Source organism: Acidobacteriota bacterium, assembly GCA_030949985.1.
Classification (GTDB): domain Bacteria; phylum Acidobacteriota; class Polarisedimenticolia; order J045; family J045; genus JALTMS01.
Window position 1 is genome coordinate 146186 of the sequence record JAUZRX010000017.1, and the last position, 15073, is coordinate 161258.

Sequence of the window (15073 nt, forward strand, 5' to 3'; positions counted from 1 at the left end):
CCGAGGCCACGCCACTGACCTGCGCGTCGTCCTCCCACGCGGGACTGCACCACCGTCCCCCTCCCGCCGGTGCGTCCCCGCCCCGGTATCCACCGGAAGGAATCGATCACCGCGCCATCTCACGCCGAGGCGCTCGAGGCCTGGAAGGGCGTGGAACTTGACGCTGACTTCGCCCGCAGTATAATTACAGTGTAATTACGGAATGAGCATGTGCGGACTGACCTTCGTTTGGGACGAGCGAAAGAACGTCCAGAACAAGAGAAAACACGGCGTCAGCTTCGAGGAAGCACAGTCTGTCTTTTTCGACGACAACGCTCTGGAGTTCTCCGACCCGGATCACTCCGGGGACGAGGAGCGATTCCTTCTTATCGGCAGGAGCTATCGTCTCCGTGTCCTCCTGGTGTGCCATTGTTTTCGTGAGAATGACGGTGAGATACGCATCATTTCCGCACGTCGCGCTACGGCAAAGGAGCGAGGCGTCTATGTAAGGGACAGACGATGAGAAAAGAGTACGATCTGTCGAAGATGAAGGGGCGCAAGAATCCCTACTCGAAGCGGCTCAAGAAGCAGGTCACGATCCGCCTTGGCGTGGACGTGATCGACTACTTCAAGCAGCTCGCGGAAGAAACCGGGATTCCCTACCAGAACCTGATCAACCTCTACCTGCGTGACTGCGTCGCCTCGAAGAGAAAGCCGAATCTGAAGTGGGCGTCGTAGCCGATCGGAAACCTGTAGTCATGCCGGAACGACGATGCGCCTCCTTCTTGCGCAGTATCAGCAGCCCGAGTTGACTCACTGCGACTTCCGTGCCTCCGTCACCCCCTGCGGCGACGTTTCACCTCGAAGCTTCATGAATAACGCGGGTTGGCGACGCCAACGTGTCGTCACGGGCAGGCGGCCGGGTTGGAGTTGGCGCGCTCGGCTCCTTCGGAGGTATGGCCCCAGGAGCCAGCCAGCGCGCAGAGGTCGTTGCGAGAGCGGACAAGGTAGAAGTAGCCCGCTCCTGCGGCGGGGGTGGAAGCGTCTTCGAAGCGGGTATCGGTCGTGTCCGGATCGTCGTCGTTGCGGCAAGCACCGTAGTCGCTGCCGTCGAGGGAGGCCAGGTCACCTCGGGAGACGTCGTAGCGGTCGGCCAGCGCGGCCGGCGACCAGGTGATCACCGACTCGCTGCCGGCTTCGAAGGCGAGGCCCGCTACGCCTCCCGGCGGGCCACCCGCCGGGTCGGCGGGTGCGCAGTCGTCGTCGTCCGTCACTCCGTCGCCGTCCCAGTCGACCTGACAGGCATCGCCGCGCCCGTCGCCGTCGCTGTCGGTCTGGTCGGCGTTGGCCACCAGGGGACAGTTGTCGGGAAGCTGGGTGATGCCGTCTCCGTCTACGTCGTAGGGACTGATCAGCCAGAACCTCGGCCAGATGTCGTCGCTGTAGCCGCCACCACCGTGGGCGATGATGTCATCTAGCCCGTCGCCATTGATGTCGCCCAGAGCCGATGGCCATATCCACTCTCCGGGCTGAGGACCAATGATCAGTACGTCTTCGCTCCCTTGGCCGAGATCGATGTCCAGAGGATACGTGACGGGGCCGTGAAAGACCGAGATCTGGCCGGAGTCCGTGCGGATGTCACTTCCTGCGTCTGCCCCCGAGGCATCTAGCACGAGATCGAGATACCGATCACCATTCGTATCCCCAACGCGAATGGCCGTCGCGGCGCGGTCGCGGATGTTTGCTCCGAAAAGAAGCCCTTCAACCGGTCCCTGCAGATCTATCGCAGGAGGCCAGGGAACTGCGATCTCGACGCTGCGAGCCTCGCCCGCGAGCTTGGATGAGTTGTCGCGTCCCCACGTGCTGTTCGATCCGGCGATGAGTTCAGATGTTCCATCCCTGTCAAGGTCGGCGACAGCGAGTTGCTCGGGACGGGTGAAGGCATCTGCAGGGTCAGGGCCGTAGAGAAGGAGGTCCGATGTATCTACGCCAAGGTCGATTTCAAATGGCCAGGTGTGTCGACCCCGAAACAGATGAATATCCCCGCAGTCTTCGCGCGCATCGACAGGACCGTCCCCGAATCGCGCAGAAACGATCAATTCCGGAATGCCGTCACGATCGACGTCGCCCGCACCCATGCCGGAAGAGAAGCTATCGCCCGGACGACTGTAGATAACGACATCGGCGCCATTACCGCTTCTGAGGTCGATGCTCGGGGGCCAGTTCTGCCGTCCGAAAAGAACGTAGACACGACCCGCGCGCGTTGCGTCAATCTTGTCGTAGGCCATGTGGTCGTCGAGGATCAGGTCGTCGGTGCCGTCTCCATTGACATCGGCAATGACGGGGCTTTCGCAGAGTTTTCCTCCGTAGAACTCACCGTTGATGACCATGCCGGGGTCCACTTCGAGGTCGATCTCGCCGGCGAGATCGGCACTGCCGAAGACCACGTGGGCCTGGCCGGAAGTCCAGCCTCCGGGACGCTCGCGGTCCGCCCATGGGGCACACATGACGATATCGTCGAAACCATCACCGTTGATGTCGCCGCAGGTGACGGCGTCACCTAGCAGATCACTGGAGTGTTGGCCGACGAAGCGGATGGCACGTGCGCTGGCCAGGGAAAGCGGGCCGGTCCATGCGCTCCTCCTGCCGAGGATGACGCTGACCTCTCCGCAGCCATTACGCGAGTTGCCAAAGCCGTCGGCCTCCGGATCGCCGATCACCAAGTCCGCCACGCCGTCGCCGTTGATGTCGCAGGCTGCGGCGCGGTAGGCGAGGTTGTCGCTGAGATCCTCACCATCGATGCGGACCGCATCGGCATCGGTCTGAAGGTCGACCGTGACCGTCTGGCTGAGCGAAGGGGGCGTCAGCCCCACCATCGCGAGAATGGCGATGGTGAAGCTGACGCGCAGAGCGCTCCCGGAGGGAGCTGCCATGGAACGGAGACTCATGGTTGGGCTCCGTCTCCGGCCTTGAACCAGTCGAGGCGGTACCAGACGTCGTGAAAGCTCATGCCCCACTTGCCGAGAATGCCCTTCATGTTGCCGGGGTCGCCCTCAAAAGGACGCCGTACGCTGCATGATCTCCAGTTGCCTTGGGAATCCTGCCAGAATACTGTGCCTTCCACGACTGGATCGTTGCTGGGCGGCTGGCTGTTTGCCACCTCGATCCGCAGCCACACGGGGCGGCTCAGTCCGGCGTAGTTCGGATCCTCGTTCTCGAGTGGCGGCTCCTCACCGGTAATCGGGTCCTCGCAGAAGACGCCCTCCGTGGATGGCAGGGGGTTACCGTTGGAATCGCAACTTGCCTGACCGTATGCATCCGGAAGCCGGAAGGCAACGAGGACTGACCTGTCGCAGTCGCGCACGCCCTTGAGCAGCTTGACGGCATAGGAGGGGGCCTCCCCAGTCGAGGGGTCGACATCCCCGATCCGGGCCTGGATCTGGAGGTTGTAAGGGATGGTCACGCCGCTCGATCGGGCGAGATCCACGCGGAGCTTGGACTCGGCCAGCGAATGGTGAAACTGCTCCTTGGTGGTCTCGTACTGTATGGAGGTGGAAGGCGCAACCAGTGCGTGGCTCCCGTCCTCGGCAATGCGCACTTCGTGAGCCGTGCTGCTGCCGATACCGCGAGATGTCCAGACAGCCTCTGGCCCGAGACCGTCTCCAGGGGGCGTGGCGTCGAGCGCGTGAGTTTCGGGGCGGTCGTAGTCGTCCTGAACCTTCAGATAGATGTCACTGGGGAGGGTCGGCTCGCCGGCAGAGTCGAAGGCGATGGTGCTGTATTCGATGCTGCGATCGGACCAGCAGAGCTTGAGGCCGGAGGCGTCCTCGAAGGTGACGCGGAAGCGCACGCTGCTGTTTTCGGGAAGGCCGGGGGCTCCGAAATCGACGTGATCACCTGGAGCCAGGCCGCCGCTGGGAATGCCGTCGGTGGAGCGATGGGTCCAGAGGGTGTGGAGGAAGCCCGAGGAGTCCACCGTTTCTGCCATCCACCACACGGCATGGGCGTTGCCGTATCCGCTGGGGACGGTTCCGCGCAGCACCATGCCCTGGGCTCGCTCGGAGTCGGCAACCTGTACCGGGGCGGATCCGGGGGAAGGGCAGGGCATCGGATCACCGCCGCCTCCCGGGTCGAGACCGCAGATCTGAACGTAGTACGGATCTCCCTCAGCTTCGGGCGGAGTCAGAGGCTCGTCGGTGGGACATTGGGCGAGGCACTCAGGCACGAGCAAGATGCCGAGGAAGATCAGGAGCAGAATCGAATAACGGACCTTGGGGGGGGGTAGACCCTCTGCGTTTCACTCCAAGCATAGATGCCTCCTTGTCACACCAGCGCGCATCGGGTGGCGCTGGTGCCGGCAGGAGAACGGATCGCAATGCAGGGGGAGTGCGCGCGGAGACGATCCGCGGCTGCGGAGGCACTGGATCTGACGGAGAGTGGCTGCGGTTGGTGTGGTGCCTACCAGCAACATCATCACCCCCTCCCTTCGAGGATGACCTAGTTGATATGTCAGGTGGCAGCCGAATGCAAGCTCTTTTGTCGTGGATCGCAGAGTCGGTGATTGGGGGCTCGGATATTTTGGTCAACAGCAGGAGTGTTCAAGATCTCCCGGGCCGACAGTCCGGGTGATCTTCGGCCCCGCTGTGGACGGCGTTTCGGGTCTGGCTGCTCGTGCGGCAGGCCTCGAAAATGGCGGCCCGGCGGAAGTCATGATCGATGCGCATCTCGCCACCCTCCAGGCACGCATCCGCTCCGAGGGGAGTGAGGTGTTCATCGTGATGGGAGGTTCGCCCTGGCCGGCAGAGACCGACCTGGCTGACGGTGCCGATACGGTGATCCATGGGCGAGGTGGCATGGACGGAGTCGGTGCTTGTCATAGACTACGGTCCGTAGATCTGGCGCGGAGACGCAGCAGGCAGGATCACCGGCAGTGCTGGCCGTGAGCCCGGCTGGGGCCTCGATGGGTGCGCTGGCCGCACGAGAAAAGAGCGTGCGATGAAAAGACAACGGATCCGGAGTCGACGTGGTCGAGGACCACGTGGCGGGCGTGAACCACGCCGTGGAATGGGTCGGAGGCCTGCGGGAGCTTCCGGGTTTCGTCATGGATCGAGATCCGCCCTGGAGACCGCTGGTGGCGTTCTGGATCGCCATGCCCAGCGGGATGGCGCTTGCGAACGAAGTCGTTCATCCCGACGAGGCCGACGGCGCGGTGAAGAGGGCATTGCTCGAGGCCCTCGAGACGGTCCAGGTGGAGCCACGACAGATCGGGCGCTTTCGCGTCGAGAGCGAGGAACTGGCCCGCGAGGTCCGCGAGGTCATCGGAGCCGAGGTCGATGTCATCGTTGCGCCCACACCAGAGATCGACGACCTGGCCGCATATATTCGCGACCAGATGGATGCCGACGCGGAACCGGTGAGCTACCTCGAGGAAGGTAGCATCTCGCCGGAGACGGTCGGCGCCCTCTTCGATGCGGCGGGCGTGTTTTTCTCGACCGCGCCGTGGAAGATCGCGGCGGCGGAGCCGATCCTGCGGGTGGATATCCCATCGCTCGACGTCGAAAGTGCTTGCATCTCCATCGTCGGTGCCGGAGGCAGCGAGCCCGGCTTTCTGCTCTTCCCGTCGGCCCGAGACTTCGAATCGTTTCTCGAGGCCGGCGAGTCGCCGCCGGAGACCGGCGAGGCGGTCGATCTCGGGACTTCCTGGCTGGCTCTCGAGTTGGCAGAGAAAAACTCGTTGTCGGCGACGATGCAGGAGGAGATCGACCGCTTCGGATGGGAAATGGCGCCAGGCGAACTCTGCCCCATCGTGCGGCCTTACGAGCACGACGCCGCGGTCAGGCCGGTGACGCCCCGCGATGTGGAGATTGTCTGGCGCTGTGCGGTAGCGCTGGCGGCGTTCGTCCCGCGTCACGCATCGGTATTCGGAGGGCGAAGCTCGATGCCGGTGTCCGAGTCGTTCACGGGGGATGATGAAGTGCGCGTTCGTTTGACAGCGCCCTATGATGCCTACGATCAATTCGAGGAGTCTGCGGGGGACGTGGTGTTGGATGTCGATCCCTTCGCGGGTGTGGGTCGGAACATCCCTGCGCTTGCGGTAGCGGACGGAAGTACAAGAAGTGTCACCTGCCGCTGCGCGAGGAACAGCAGCGGCTTTTTGCCCGTGCCGCTCACTGTCACCGGCTCGATACGGACGTGGCTTATGAATTGCTGGATCTGGCCGAAGAGGAAGTAGACGACGATCGGTGGCTCAGGACCCTCCGGGGGTTGAACGACGTTGCGCGAGAGGCTCCTCATCTGCTTCGTGTCTTGCTCGCTTACGGACCCGAGTTCGAAGGCGCAACACTTGCTGAAAGGGGCGCCAGGAGGTTCGGCAAGGAGGCGCGGAGGTGGATCGCGGCACAACAGGCGGCCTGGTTCTCCGTCTGGGAAGTGCTCGAAGTCGAAGCGGAACGGGGGGGGGCTGCTGCGCGACCTGATCACCGGAGAGGAGCGGCATGTCCTCGAGCGTGAAGCCTCGCGACAACTCGTCGTCCGAGATGCGCTGCTCGCCAGGATCGTCGACTACGAGGGTCTTTCCCTGATGAGCGCCGTTCATCCGCGTATCTTGCCGCCACGAGAGGCGGCCGAGGTGGTCGAGCGTGCCCGCAAGCACCTGAGGCGAAAGAGTCCTCCCCCGCCGGACCGCCTGCGGAACAGTGCTTTCGCTCGCCACCTGGTCCGGAGCTGGCAACGTCAGGTGCACACCTTCGACAGCCGGCCGCGCCCCCTTCCCCGGCTGACCAATGGGGGGGGCGATCCGCTTCTGTTCACGACGGATCATTTCGACATCGCTTCCGGGTGCCGGCAGGCGATCGAGCAACGCCTCGCCTCGATTCCCGGGGTCGATCCTCCCGGCGAGTCGGACAGGGAAGACGGCTGGACGTTTTTCGAGCCGAGCGAAGAACCGGATCCCGGAGCGACGGGCATGCGGAGGATTCTCGGCTCGGCGTATATTTCCGGGCAGAGAATGACTCTCGAGACCAACTCGATGGCGCGGGCCGATGATCTGCGCAAGCGGGTCGAGAGGGCCTGCGGCGATCTCCTGCAGCACAGAGCGCGGGAACACTCGGACCCGATCGCGGAGTTTCAGAGAAAAGCGCAGAGTGGCGCACCACCACAGGCGCCCGTCGAGCTTGGCTCATCCGAGATGCACGAGATGATGCTGGCCGTCAAGCAGCAACACTACGCCAACTGGACCGAGGAGCCGCTGCCGGCTCTGGCGGGCCGGACGCCGCGCCAGGCCGCCCAGACGGAAGCGGGACGGCGTGAACTCGACCTGCTGCTCAAAGAAATGGAGAACATGGAACGCCGGGCGCCGACGCCGGGCTACGACTTCTCCGAGATCCGCAGGAAACTCGGTCTCGACTGACGCAACCCCTCGGCAGACAGACCCTCCTCCCGCAACCGGGACCGGCTCCAGGTGCGCGATTCGTGATGGCTGGGGCGAGCGAGCCCCGTTCAGCAGCGTCAGTCGGACAGGCGCTCGATGCGGGCACCGAGGGCAGCGAGTTTTTCTTCGATGCGCTCGTAGCCACGGTCGAGATGGTAGACCCGGTGGACGAGGGTCTCGCCGCGGGCCGCCAGCCCGGCGAGAACCAGGCAGGCGGAGGCGCGCAGGTCGGAGGCGGTGACCTCGGCGCCGGTCAGGGGGGTGGGGCCTTCCACCGTTGCCAGGTTGCCGGCCAGCTCGATGGAGGCGCCCATGCGGCGCAGCTCGGGGACGTGCATGAAGCGCTGCTCGAAGATCGTCTCGCGGATGCGGCTGCTGCCGCCGGCCTGGCTCATCAGCACCATGTACTGGGCCTGCAGGTCGGTGGGGAAGCCGGGGTAGGGCTGGGTCTCCATGTCGCGGGCGCGCAAGGGCCGACCGTTGCCGATGCGGATCCAGCCGTCGCCCACTTCCAGGCGCAGGCCCACCTCGCCCAGGTGGGAGGTCACGGCCTCCAGGTGGGCGGGCTCCACATCTTCGAGGGTCACCCTGCCCCCGGTGATGGCGGCGGCGACCAGGTAGGTGCCGGCCTCGATGCGGTCGGGCACCACCCTGTGCTCGGCTCCGCCCAGGGCGTCGACGCCCTCGATCTCGATGGTGTCGCTGCCGGCCCCTTCGATCCGGGCGCCCATGGCGGTCAGCAGCCGGGCCAGGTCCACCACCTCCGGCTCCCGGGCGGCATTCTCGAGCACGGTGGTGCCCCGGGCCAGGCAGGCGGCCATCATCAGGTTCTCGGTGCCGGTGACCGTCACCTCGTCGAAGTGGATCCGGGCGCCGGTCAGCCGCGGGCAGACCGCCTCCACGTAGCCGTGTTCGAGGCGAATCTCCGCGCCCAGGCGCTCGAGTCCCGTGAGGTGGCGGTCGATGGGCCGCGCGCCGATGGCGCAGCCCCCGGGCAGGGAGACCCGGGCGCGACCGTGGCGGGCCAGCAGGGGGCCGAGCACCAGCACGCTGGCCCGCATCTTCCGCACCAACTCGTAGGGGGCCTCGAAGGTGCCGATCTGCTCGGTGGCCAGGGCCCAGCGGTGGCGACCGAGCCGCTCGCAGCGGGTCCCCAGTCGGCCGAGCAGGCGGATCAGCGAGTCCACGTCCCACACGTCGGGCACGTTGTCCAGCCGCACCTCGCCGCCGGTCAGCAGGCTGGCGGCCAGGCAGGGGAGGGCGGCGTTCTTCGCCCCCGAGATGCGGACCGAGCCCGACAGGGCCCTTCCGCCTTCGATGCGCAGCCTGTCCATGGGAGCTTCCTTGGTGAAGTCATCAGCGGGACCCCATTAGAGCATGGGAGCAGCCCAGGCGGTAGAATCGCGGCCACCATCAGCCATCGGCCGTCAGGCGGGAGAAGAAGGCATGCTCGATCTGAAATACGTCCTCGGACACCTCGACGAGGTTCGCCGTGCCCTCGAGCGACGGGGCGGGAGCGTGGACCTCGAGCCCCTGCGCCGGCTCGACGAGCAGCGCAAGGCGACGATCCTCGAAGTCGAGCAGCTCAAGGCCCGCCGCAACGAGGTCTCCCGCCGGATCGGCGCGATGATCAAGGCCGGCGAGGACGCCAGCGCCGTGCGGGAGGAGACTCGCCGCATCGGCGAGACCATCAAGGCCCTCGACGAGCGCCAGAAACAGCTCGAGGCGGAACTGGGCGCCCTGTTGATGACCCTGCCCAACCTGCCCCACGAGAGCTGCCCCCTGGGTGCCGACGAGAGCAGCAACCGGGAGGAGAAGGTCTGGGGCCGGCGGCCGGAATTCGACTTCGAGGTGCGGGATCACGTGGAGATCGGCGAGATCTGCGGGATCCTCGATTTCGAGAGGGCGGCCAAGATCACCGGCGCGCGCTTCGCCGTGCTCTCGGGCCAGGCGGCGCGTCTCGAGCGGGCTCTGATCTCCTTCATGCTCGACCTGCACACGGGGAAGCACGGTTACCGGGAGTTGCTGCCCCCCTTCATCGTCAATCGCAAGGCCCTCGAGGGTACCGGCCAGTTGCCCAAGTTCGAGGAGGACCTCTTCCGCCTGCAGCAGCCGGACCAGTGGTTCCTCGCTCCCACCGCGGAAGTTCCCGTGACCAACCTCCACGCGGGGGAGATACTCGACGAGAGCGACTTGCCTCGGCGCTACGCGGCCTACACTCCCTGCTTCCGGGCCGAGGCCGGTTCCCACGGCCGCGACGTGCGGGGATTGATCCGCCAGCACCAGTTCGACAAGGTGGAGCTGGTGACCTTCTGCCGCCCCGAGGAGTCCTACGAAATGCTCGAGCAGCTCACCGGCCACGCCTGCCGGGTGCTCGAAAGGCTCGGCCTGCACTATCGCCTGGTCACCCTCTGCACCGGCGACCTGGGCTTCTCCGCGGCGAAGACCTACGACCTGGAGGTCTGGCTGCCCTCGCAGAACACTTTCCGGGAGATCTCCTCCTGCTCCAACTTCGAGGACTTCCAGGCTCGCCGGGCCGGCATCCGCTACCGGCCGGAGGCGGGCGGCAAACCCCGCTTCGTGCACACCCTCAACGGCTCGGGCCTGGCGGTGGGACGGACCCTGCTGGCGATCCTGGAGAACTACCAGAACGAAGACGGCACCTTCCGCGTCCCCGAGGCCCTCGAGCCCTACATGCACTCCCGCATTCCCTGAGTCTGGACGTCGCCCGAGCCCCGTGCGGGACACCGACGGCGGTTGTCCGGCCGATTCGTGCCGCGTATACTCCAGCCTGGAAGACGATCGCGGGGGGAAGACGATGAGCCCATGCGCTAGCAGTGGACGGCCCGGATTCGGGATCTTCCGAATCGGTGCCAGCGGTGGGGTCTGTGCAGAAAAGCGCGGTGGAGTGTGGGCCCGCGCGCTGCGCTGGGTCGCGCCACGATCGGGCTCGTCTCCGGCCGCATTGCTGGCGACGGCGATCCTCGTGGCGGGGTCTGCCACGGGTTCCTGGGCTCTCGGAGGCGAGAGCCGGCCGGTCCCCTCCGGCGAGGTCCTGCCGTCGGGCAAGCGGGAGGATGTCGAGGTGCGACTGGTGCAGGTCGACATCTCCGTCCTCCCTCCGGGATCGAAGACTCACGCTTCGGTTCCCGGACTGAGTCTCGAGCACTTCGAGGTCTGGCTCGACGGCAAGCGGCTCGACGACAAGCCGGACAGCGGGCTGATCTTCGATACCCTCTGTGCCCAGGCGGAAGGTCAGGGGGAAAGGCCTCCGGCTACCACGCAGGCGGTCGAGGAGCGGGAACGGCGAATCATCGCCGTCGTGGACTTCAACTACCTCGATGCGCGCGGCCGGTTTCGGGTCGCCGAGGCGATCGAGAAGGTCGCTGAAAAGGCGGGGAAGGGACCAGAGGTCTACAAGGTCTACGGCCTGACCCGACAGGTTTACGAGCTGACATCCGGCTTCACTCGGGACCCGCAAGTGCTCGGCCGGGTCGCAGACGCGATTCGGGTTACCTCTCACCGCGCGACGCACAGTCGCGAGATTCCAGGCGTGTTCGTCTTCGCCCGGCCGACAAGGTCGGACGGTAGCCTTGTCTATCGCGACCGGCCCGCCGAGTCGGCTCTCGAAGCGGCGCTCGGGATCTCGGATCAGTTTCTCGACGCTGTCTCTTCCTACGACCCGGGGGCTAGCGTGGCTGCGCTGGAGGCGATCCTCCGGGCCAACAGCGCCTGGCAGGGCCGCCAGGTGGCGATCCTGTTCACCGGCGAGGGATTTCGCATGGTGCGGGAGGAGAGGATCGCCTTTGTGGCGCGGGGTCTGAAAGAGATGTTCCGCCATGGTTTTACCGTGTGGACGGTCGACGCAGAAGGTCTGTCCCGAAGGGAGGCCTCGCGCTCGAGGCTGCTGTCGATGATCGCCCGGGAGAGCGGCGGAGATTCGATTCGCTACACGGGCCATCTCGATGCAGCCTTCCGCGGTGCTTCCGAGCAGCTCTCCTGCTACTACTTGCTGAGCGTGCCGGTGGCCATCGAGCCGGGAACCAGCCGCCGGCACTTTCTGAACGTCAAGGTCGACACGGTCAAGCATCCGGAACTCTGGGGCCACCGGATCATCGCCGCGGACCAGGTGCAGGCAGTGGACAAGATCACCCGGCGCCGCAGCCAACGGATGGCAGCGCTCTTCTCTCCCCTGGACTTCGACACTCCTCCGGTCGACCTCCTCGTCTCCTATCCGGTCGTTCGTGGGGACGAGCGGGTGCTTCCAGTGTCGCTGCGGGTTCCCCTCGCCGCCCTCGACTGGACGGCGTCCGACAAGGGTGTTCAGGCCAGCGTACTGGTCGACCTGATCGTCGAGCGAGATACCGGCCGTGGCACCGAGCTGGTGTGCAAGATCGGCCCGGAAGACCTCAACCGGCTGGATTTCCAGCTTCGCCGGAAACCGAGGGAGGATCAGGGAGCCGACCTCGTTTTCGAACTGTCCTGTCCCCTGTCGAAGGACGGGTTCTATACCGCGCGAGGTGTCGTCACCGATCTGGCAAGCTACTCCTTGGGAGCGGGGATCAGTGCCGTGCAGACCGTCGGTTCCCTGGGGGAGGAGTGGAGCGTTCCCGTGGCGCGAGTCGAGGCGAGTTCCGGAAAGGACTTCGTCTGGCGCCCGGGAACGAAGACCGTCCGGCGAGACAAGGGGCGCGCGAGTTGGCGCAGCGTCGCGCCGGGGCAGCAGGTCGCGCCGGGGGACAGGGTGGGCCTGCGGCACGTGATCTGCGGCCCCGATCGTTCCAAGGCGCCGGAGCGCTTCCGGCACTTTCTGTTGCGGATTGTCGACCCGGCCACGAGGGAGGTCCAGACGGCGTTCACTCCCGAGGCGGTGCAGGTCCTCGGCGGGGAGGTGGAGGGGCCGTTCTGCGCCGCCGCGACCGTCATGATTCCCGAATACAGCCTGCCCCCGGGGCGCTACGAGTGGCTGATCACCGAAGCGGACTTCGACCCCGGGCGCGCTGCCCCAGGGCCCGATGCCCAGGAGGGAAGCGGGCAGATCGTCGAGCGAGTTTCCTTCACGGTCGGCCGCTGAGGCCCGGGACCCGAGGCCCTCTGCCCGTTCCGCCACGCGCGGCCCGGGGAGGGATCGCTTCGCTCACCACGGCCCCTACCCGTTCCCCGCGGGAGCGGGGGCACCGGTGGTGGCGGCCTTGAGGGCCAGGCCGATGATGCCGAGGATCAGGTCCGCGAACTCGCGCTCCTCGGCGCCCAGGTCGCGGCTGCGGCGGCCGGTGTAGAGCAGGAAGACCAGGGGCACCCGGCTGACTCCCACCAGGGGCAGGGCCATCACCGAGCGCAGCTCCTCGACGGCGGGGTGGGGCTGCCCGAAGAGCAACTCCCCCTGGATGTCGTGGCAGATCAGCGGTTCGGCGCGGGTGACGATGCTGGCCGCCACCGAGCCGACTCCCGGGACCTCGATACTGTTGAGCGGATCCCGCGGCACGCCCACCACCGCCACCTCCGAGGCGGGCTTGCCGTTGCCCGCGGGAGCCAGGACCGACCCTGCGACCAGGTCCAGACCGGCAACCAGGGTGGACAGAGCGATCCGGCACAGGCTCCGCGGCTCCGAGGTGACCTGGGCGATCTGCAGCATGCGGCCCAGGGCCTTACGCTCCCGGCGCATGCGGGAGAGCACCGCTTCCTCGGCCCCGGCGGTCACCGCGAGCTGCTCGGAGATCGCCAGGTTGGCCTGCACCGCTTCCGAGAGCAGGTCATCGAGGCCCAGGATGCTACGGGCGGGCCCCTCGGCGGGGTCCGTCCCCGCGGGGGTAGTGTGGTGCACGTGGGTGATCGACGGCGGCTCCACCTCGGGGACGGTTTTCACCGCTTCCCTGACCACGAAGGGGTCGAGGAGCTTGCGGATCCGCTCGCGCATCTCCTTGCGCGCCGCCGGGTCGCCGCCGCCGCGGCCCTGGGAGGAGACGGTCTCGAGGGTCAGGATGGCGATCTCCCGGAAGGTCTCGATCACTCCCTGGCCCACCGTGGCCACGGCCTCGAGGGCCGGCACCCGGCGCCAGTTGAGCTCCGCTTCCATTTTCTCCGGCGGCATCACGCCGGGGAGGTCCCGCTTGTTCCACTGGAAGACCAGGGGGATGGTGGCGGGGTCGAGGCCGTTGTCCTGCAGGTTGTTCTTCAGGTAGCGCACCATGCGCGCGTTTTCCGCTGCCTGGGAAGGCTGGGAGTCGGCGACGAAGACGATGCCGTCGGCGCCGGCCAGCACCTGCTTGCGGGTGGTGTCGTACTGGATCTGTCCCGGGACCGTGTAGAGCTTGAGGCGCACGTCGAGGCCGTAGATGCGTCCGAGGTCGAAGGGCAGCAGGTCGAAGAACAGGGTCCGGTCTTGTTCGGTGCGCAGGGAGACCATCGGCTGCTTGCGATCCGGGTCCGTCAGACGATGGATCGTCTCGAGGTTCGTCGTCTTTCCCGAAAGCCCCGGGCCGTAGTAGACGATCTTGACGTAAAGGGCCTTTTCTGAGCTACTGAGCTGCATGGCCTTCCCTTGCGAAGCCCTGCACTCCGCCTGCCCATCTCTCTTCGGCCCGGGCGGCGGTTTCCTGAAGCACGAGGCCTTGACCAGGGCGGGAAAAGATCCGATGAGCAGGGGGCGCTTCCGGCCCCTCGGCCAGATGTTTCGGAGAGCTCCCAACAGAAAGGAACCAGCCCGGTGAGCGTGACCTACAAGGACTACTACGCGATCCTCGGCGTCGATCGCGGGGCCAGTGCGGAGGAGATCAAGAAGGCCTACCGGCGCCTGGCCCGGGAGCTGCATCCCGACGTCAATCCTTCGCCCGAGGCCCAGGCCCGCTTTCAGGAGATCAACGAGGCCCACGAGGTGCTCTCCGATCCGGAAAAGCGCCGGCGCTACGATCAGCTCGGGGCCAACTGGCAGAACGGTATGCCCTTCGAGGGGATGGCCGGAGGCGGTCCCTTTGCCGGTGGGATCAACATCGAGGACTTGCTCCGTGGCGCCGGCCGCACAGGAGGCCACGCACGCAGCGGCGGTTTCTCCGACTTCTTCGAGATGCTCTTCGGGGACCTGGGTTCGGCCTTCGGCGGCTTTGCGGCGGATCCCCGGGGCCAGCCCGCGGGCCTCGATCTGGAAACCGAGGTGGCGTTCACTGTCGCCGACCTGCTGCGGGGGGGCAAGCGGCGCATCACCGTGCGCACCCCGGGGCCCCAGGGCACGCGCAAGACCCTGACCGTCAACCTCCCACCCGGCCTGCGGCCGGGGCAGAAGATCCGCCTCGCCGGGCAGGGGCTGGCCGGGCCGGGCGGCCGCCGGGGCGATTTGCTGCTGGCGGTCAAGCTGCGGCCCACCGCGGACCTGGAGATCGACGGCGACGACCTGCTGCTGGATGTCGACCTGCCCGCCCCCATCGCCGTGGTGGGGGGCGAGTGGCCGGTGGACCTGCCGGACGGGACCGTGAAGATCCGCATTCCCGCCGGCAGCCGCCAGGGCCGTGTGCTGCGGATCCGGGGGCGAGGGTTGACGCGCCGGGATGGGGGCCGGGGGGATGCCAGGGTGCGGCTGAACCTGGTCGTGCCGCGCCAGCCCAGCGAGGAAGAACGCCGGCTCTACCGGCGCCTGGCGGAGCTGGCCCGGGAAACGGGCGGCTGAACGTC

The 15073-nt window shown here is 66.5% G+C and carries 12 protein-coding genes; 8 read left to right on the plus strand and 4 right to left on the minus strand.

Annotation, left to right across the window (positions count from 1 at the left end; all coding sequences use genetic code 11):
• Positions 1–208: 208 nt before the first annotated feature.
• A complete protein-coding gene (locus Q9Q40_04260) occupies positions 209–502 on the plus strand; it encodes a BrnT family toxin (GenBank protein MDQ7006423.1) in 294 nt (97 codons plus the stop codon).
• Positions 499–717 carry a CopG family antitoxin gene (locus tag Q9Q40_04265; protein MDQ7006424.1) on the plus strand — a complete coding sequence of 73 codons (219 nt, stop codon included), beginning with the start codon at positions 499–501 and terminating at the stop codon, positions 715–717. Before Q9Q40_04260 ends, Q9Q40_04265 begins: the two co-directional genes overlap by 4 nt.
• 167 nt (positions 718–884) lie before the next feature.
• On the opposite strand, the gene Q9Q40_04270 is transcribed toward Q9Q40_04265, so the two are convergent.
• Positions 885–2927: a VCBS repeat-containing protein gene (locus tag Q9Q40_04270; GenBank protein ID MDQ7006425.1), complete on the minus strand. Its 2043-nt coding sequence runs from the start codon at positions 2925–2927 to the stop codon at positions 885–887.
• Positions 2924–4024, minus strand: a complete 1101-nt coding sequence (locus Q9Q40_04275) for a hypothetical protein (GenBank protein MDQ7006426.1) — start codon at positions 4022–4024, stop codon at positions 2924–2926. Before Q9Q40_04275 ends, Q9Q40_04270 begins: the two co-directional genes overlap by 4 nt.
• Before the next feature lie 664 nt (positions 4025–4688).
• Between Q9Q40_04275 and Q9Q40_04280 the strand changes: the two genes are divergently transcribed.
• The 3 genes from Q9Q40_04280 (at position 4689) to Q9Q40_04290 (ending at position 7387) form a co-directional block, all read left to right on the plus strand.
• Positions 4689–4922, plus strand: coding sequence for a hypothetical protein (locus Q9Q40_04280; GenBank protein ID MDQ7006427.1), 234 nt, complete (start codon positions 4689–4691; stop codon positions 4920–4922).
• Positions 4923–5994: 1072 nt separating this feature from the next.
• Positions 5995–6489, plus strand: a complete 495-nt coding sequence (locus tag Q9Q40_04285; protein MDQ7006428.1) for an SEC-C domain-containing protein — start codon at positions 5995–5997, stop codon at positions 6487–6489.
• Positions 6490–6559: 70 nt separating this feature from the next.
• On the plus strand, positions 6560–7387 hold the full coding sequence (locus Q9Q40_04290) for a DUF2384 domain-containing protein (GenBank protein MDQ7006429.1): 828 nt from the start codon (positions 6560–6562) through the stop codon (positions 7385–7387).
• A gap of 98 nt (positions 7388–7485) precedes the next feature.
• Here Q9Q40_04290 and murA read toward each other — a convergent pair whose 3' ends face one another.
• Positions 7486–8742 (minus strand): UDP-N-acetylglucosamine 1-carboxyvinyltransferase, encoded by a 1257-nt coding sequence (gene murA / locus Q9Q40_04295; GenBank protein ID MDQ7006430.1) that lies wholly within the window; start codon positions 8740–8742, stop codon positions 7486–7488.
• 112 nt (positions 8743–8854) lie between these two features.
• Between murA and serS the strand changes: the two genes are divergently transcribed.
• Positions 8855–10123 carry a serine--tRNA ligase gene (serS, locus tag Q9Q40_04300; protein MDQ7006431.1) on the plus strand — a complete coding sequence of 423 codons (1269 nt, stop codon included), beginning with the start codon at positions 8855–8857 and terminating at the stop codon, positions 10121–10123.
• Between the two features lie 193 nt (positions 10124–10316).
• Positions 10317–12482 carry a hypothetical protein gene (locus tag Q9Q40_04305; GenBank protein MDQ7006432.1) on the plus strand — a complete coding sequence of 722 codons (2166 nt, stop codon included), beginning with the start codon at positions 10317–10319 and terminating at the stop codon, positions 12480–12482.
• A gap of 75 nt (positions 12483–12557) precedes the next feature.
• Here the strand turns inward: Q9Q40_04305 and Q9Q40_04310 are convergent, their stop codons facing one another.
• A complete protein-coding gene (locus Q9Q40_04310) occupies positions 12558–13940 on the minus strand; it encodes an ADP-ribosylation factor-like protein (protein ID MDQ7006433.1) in 1383 nt (460 codons plus the stop codon).
• Positions 13941–14120: 180 nt separating this feature from the next.
• On the opposite strand from Q9Q40_04310, the gene Q9Q40_04315 reads away from it, so the two are divergent.
• Entirely contained in the window at positions 14121–15068 is a 948-nt protein-coding gene (locus tag Q9Q40_04315; protein ID MDQ7006434.1) for a DnaJ domain-containing protein, read from the plus strand.
• Positions 15069–15073: the final 5 nt, after the last annotated feature.

Excerpts from the sequence above, each read along its gene's own strand:
- Q9Q40_04275 (MDQ7006426.1), bottom strand. The coding sequence starts at position 4,024 with ATGGTGCTGCGCGGAACCGTCCCCAGCGGATACGGCAACGCCCATGCC.
- Q9Q40_04260 (MDQ7006423.1), top strand. The coding sequence starts at position 209 with ATGTGCGGACTGACCTTCGTTTGGGACGAGCGAAAGAACGTCCAGAAC.
- Q9Q40_04265 (MDQ7006424.1), top strand. The coding sequence starts at position 499 with ATGAGAAAAGAGTACGATCTGTCGAAGATGAAGGGGCGCAAGAATCCC.
- Q9Q40_04310 (MDQ7006433.1), bottom strand. The coding sequence starts at position 13,940 with ATGCAGCTCAGTAGCTCAGAAAAGGCCCTTTACGTCAAGATCGTCTAC.
- Q9Q40_04280 (MDQ7006427.1), top strand. The coding sequence starts at position 4,689 with ATGATCGATGCGCATCTCGCCACCCTCCAGGCACGCATCCGCTCCGAG.
- serS (MDQ7006431.1), top strand. The coding sequence starts at position 8,855 with ATGCTCGATCTGAAATACGTCCTCGGACACCTCGACGAGGTTCGCCGT.
- murA (MDQ7006430.1), bottom strand. The coding sequence starts at position 8,742 with ATGGACAGGCTGCGCATCGAAGGCGGAAGGGCCCTGTCGGGCTCGGTC.
- Q9Q40_04270 (MDQ7006425.1), bottom strand. The coding sequence starts at position 2,927 with ATGAGTCTCCGTTCCATGGCAGCTCCCTCCGGGAGCGCTCTGCGCGTC.
- Q9Q40_04290 (MDQ7006429.1), top strand. The coding sequence starts at position 6,560 with ATGAGCGCCGTTCATCCGCGTATCTTGCCGCCACGAGAGGCGGCCGAG.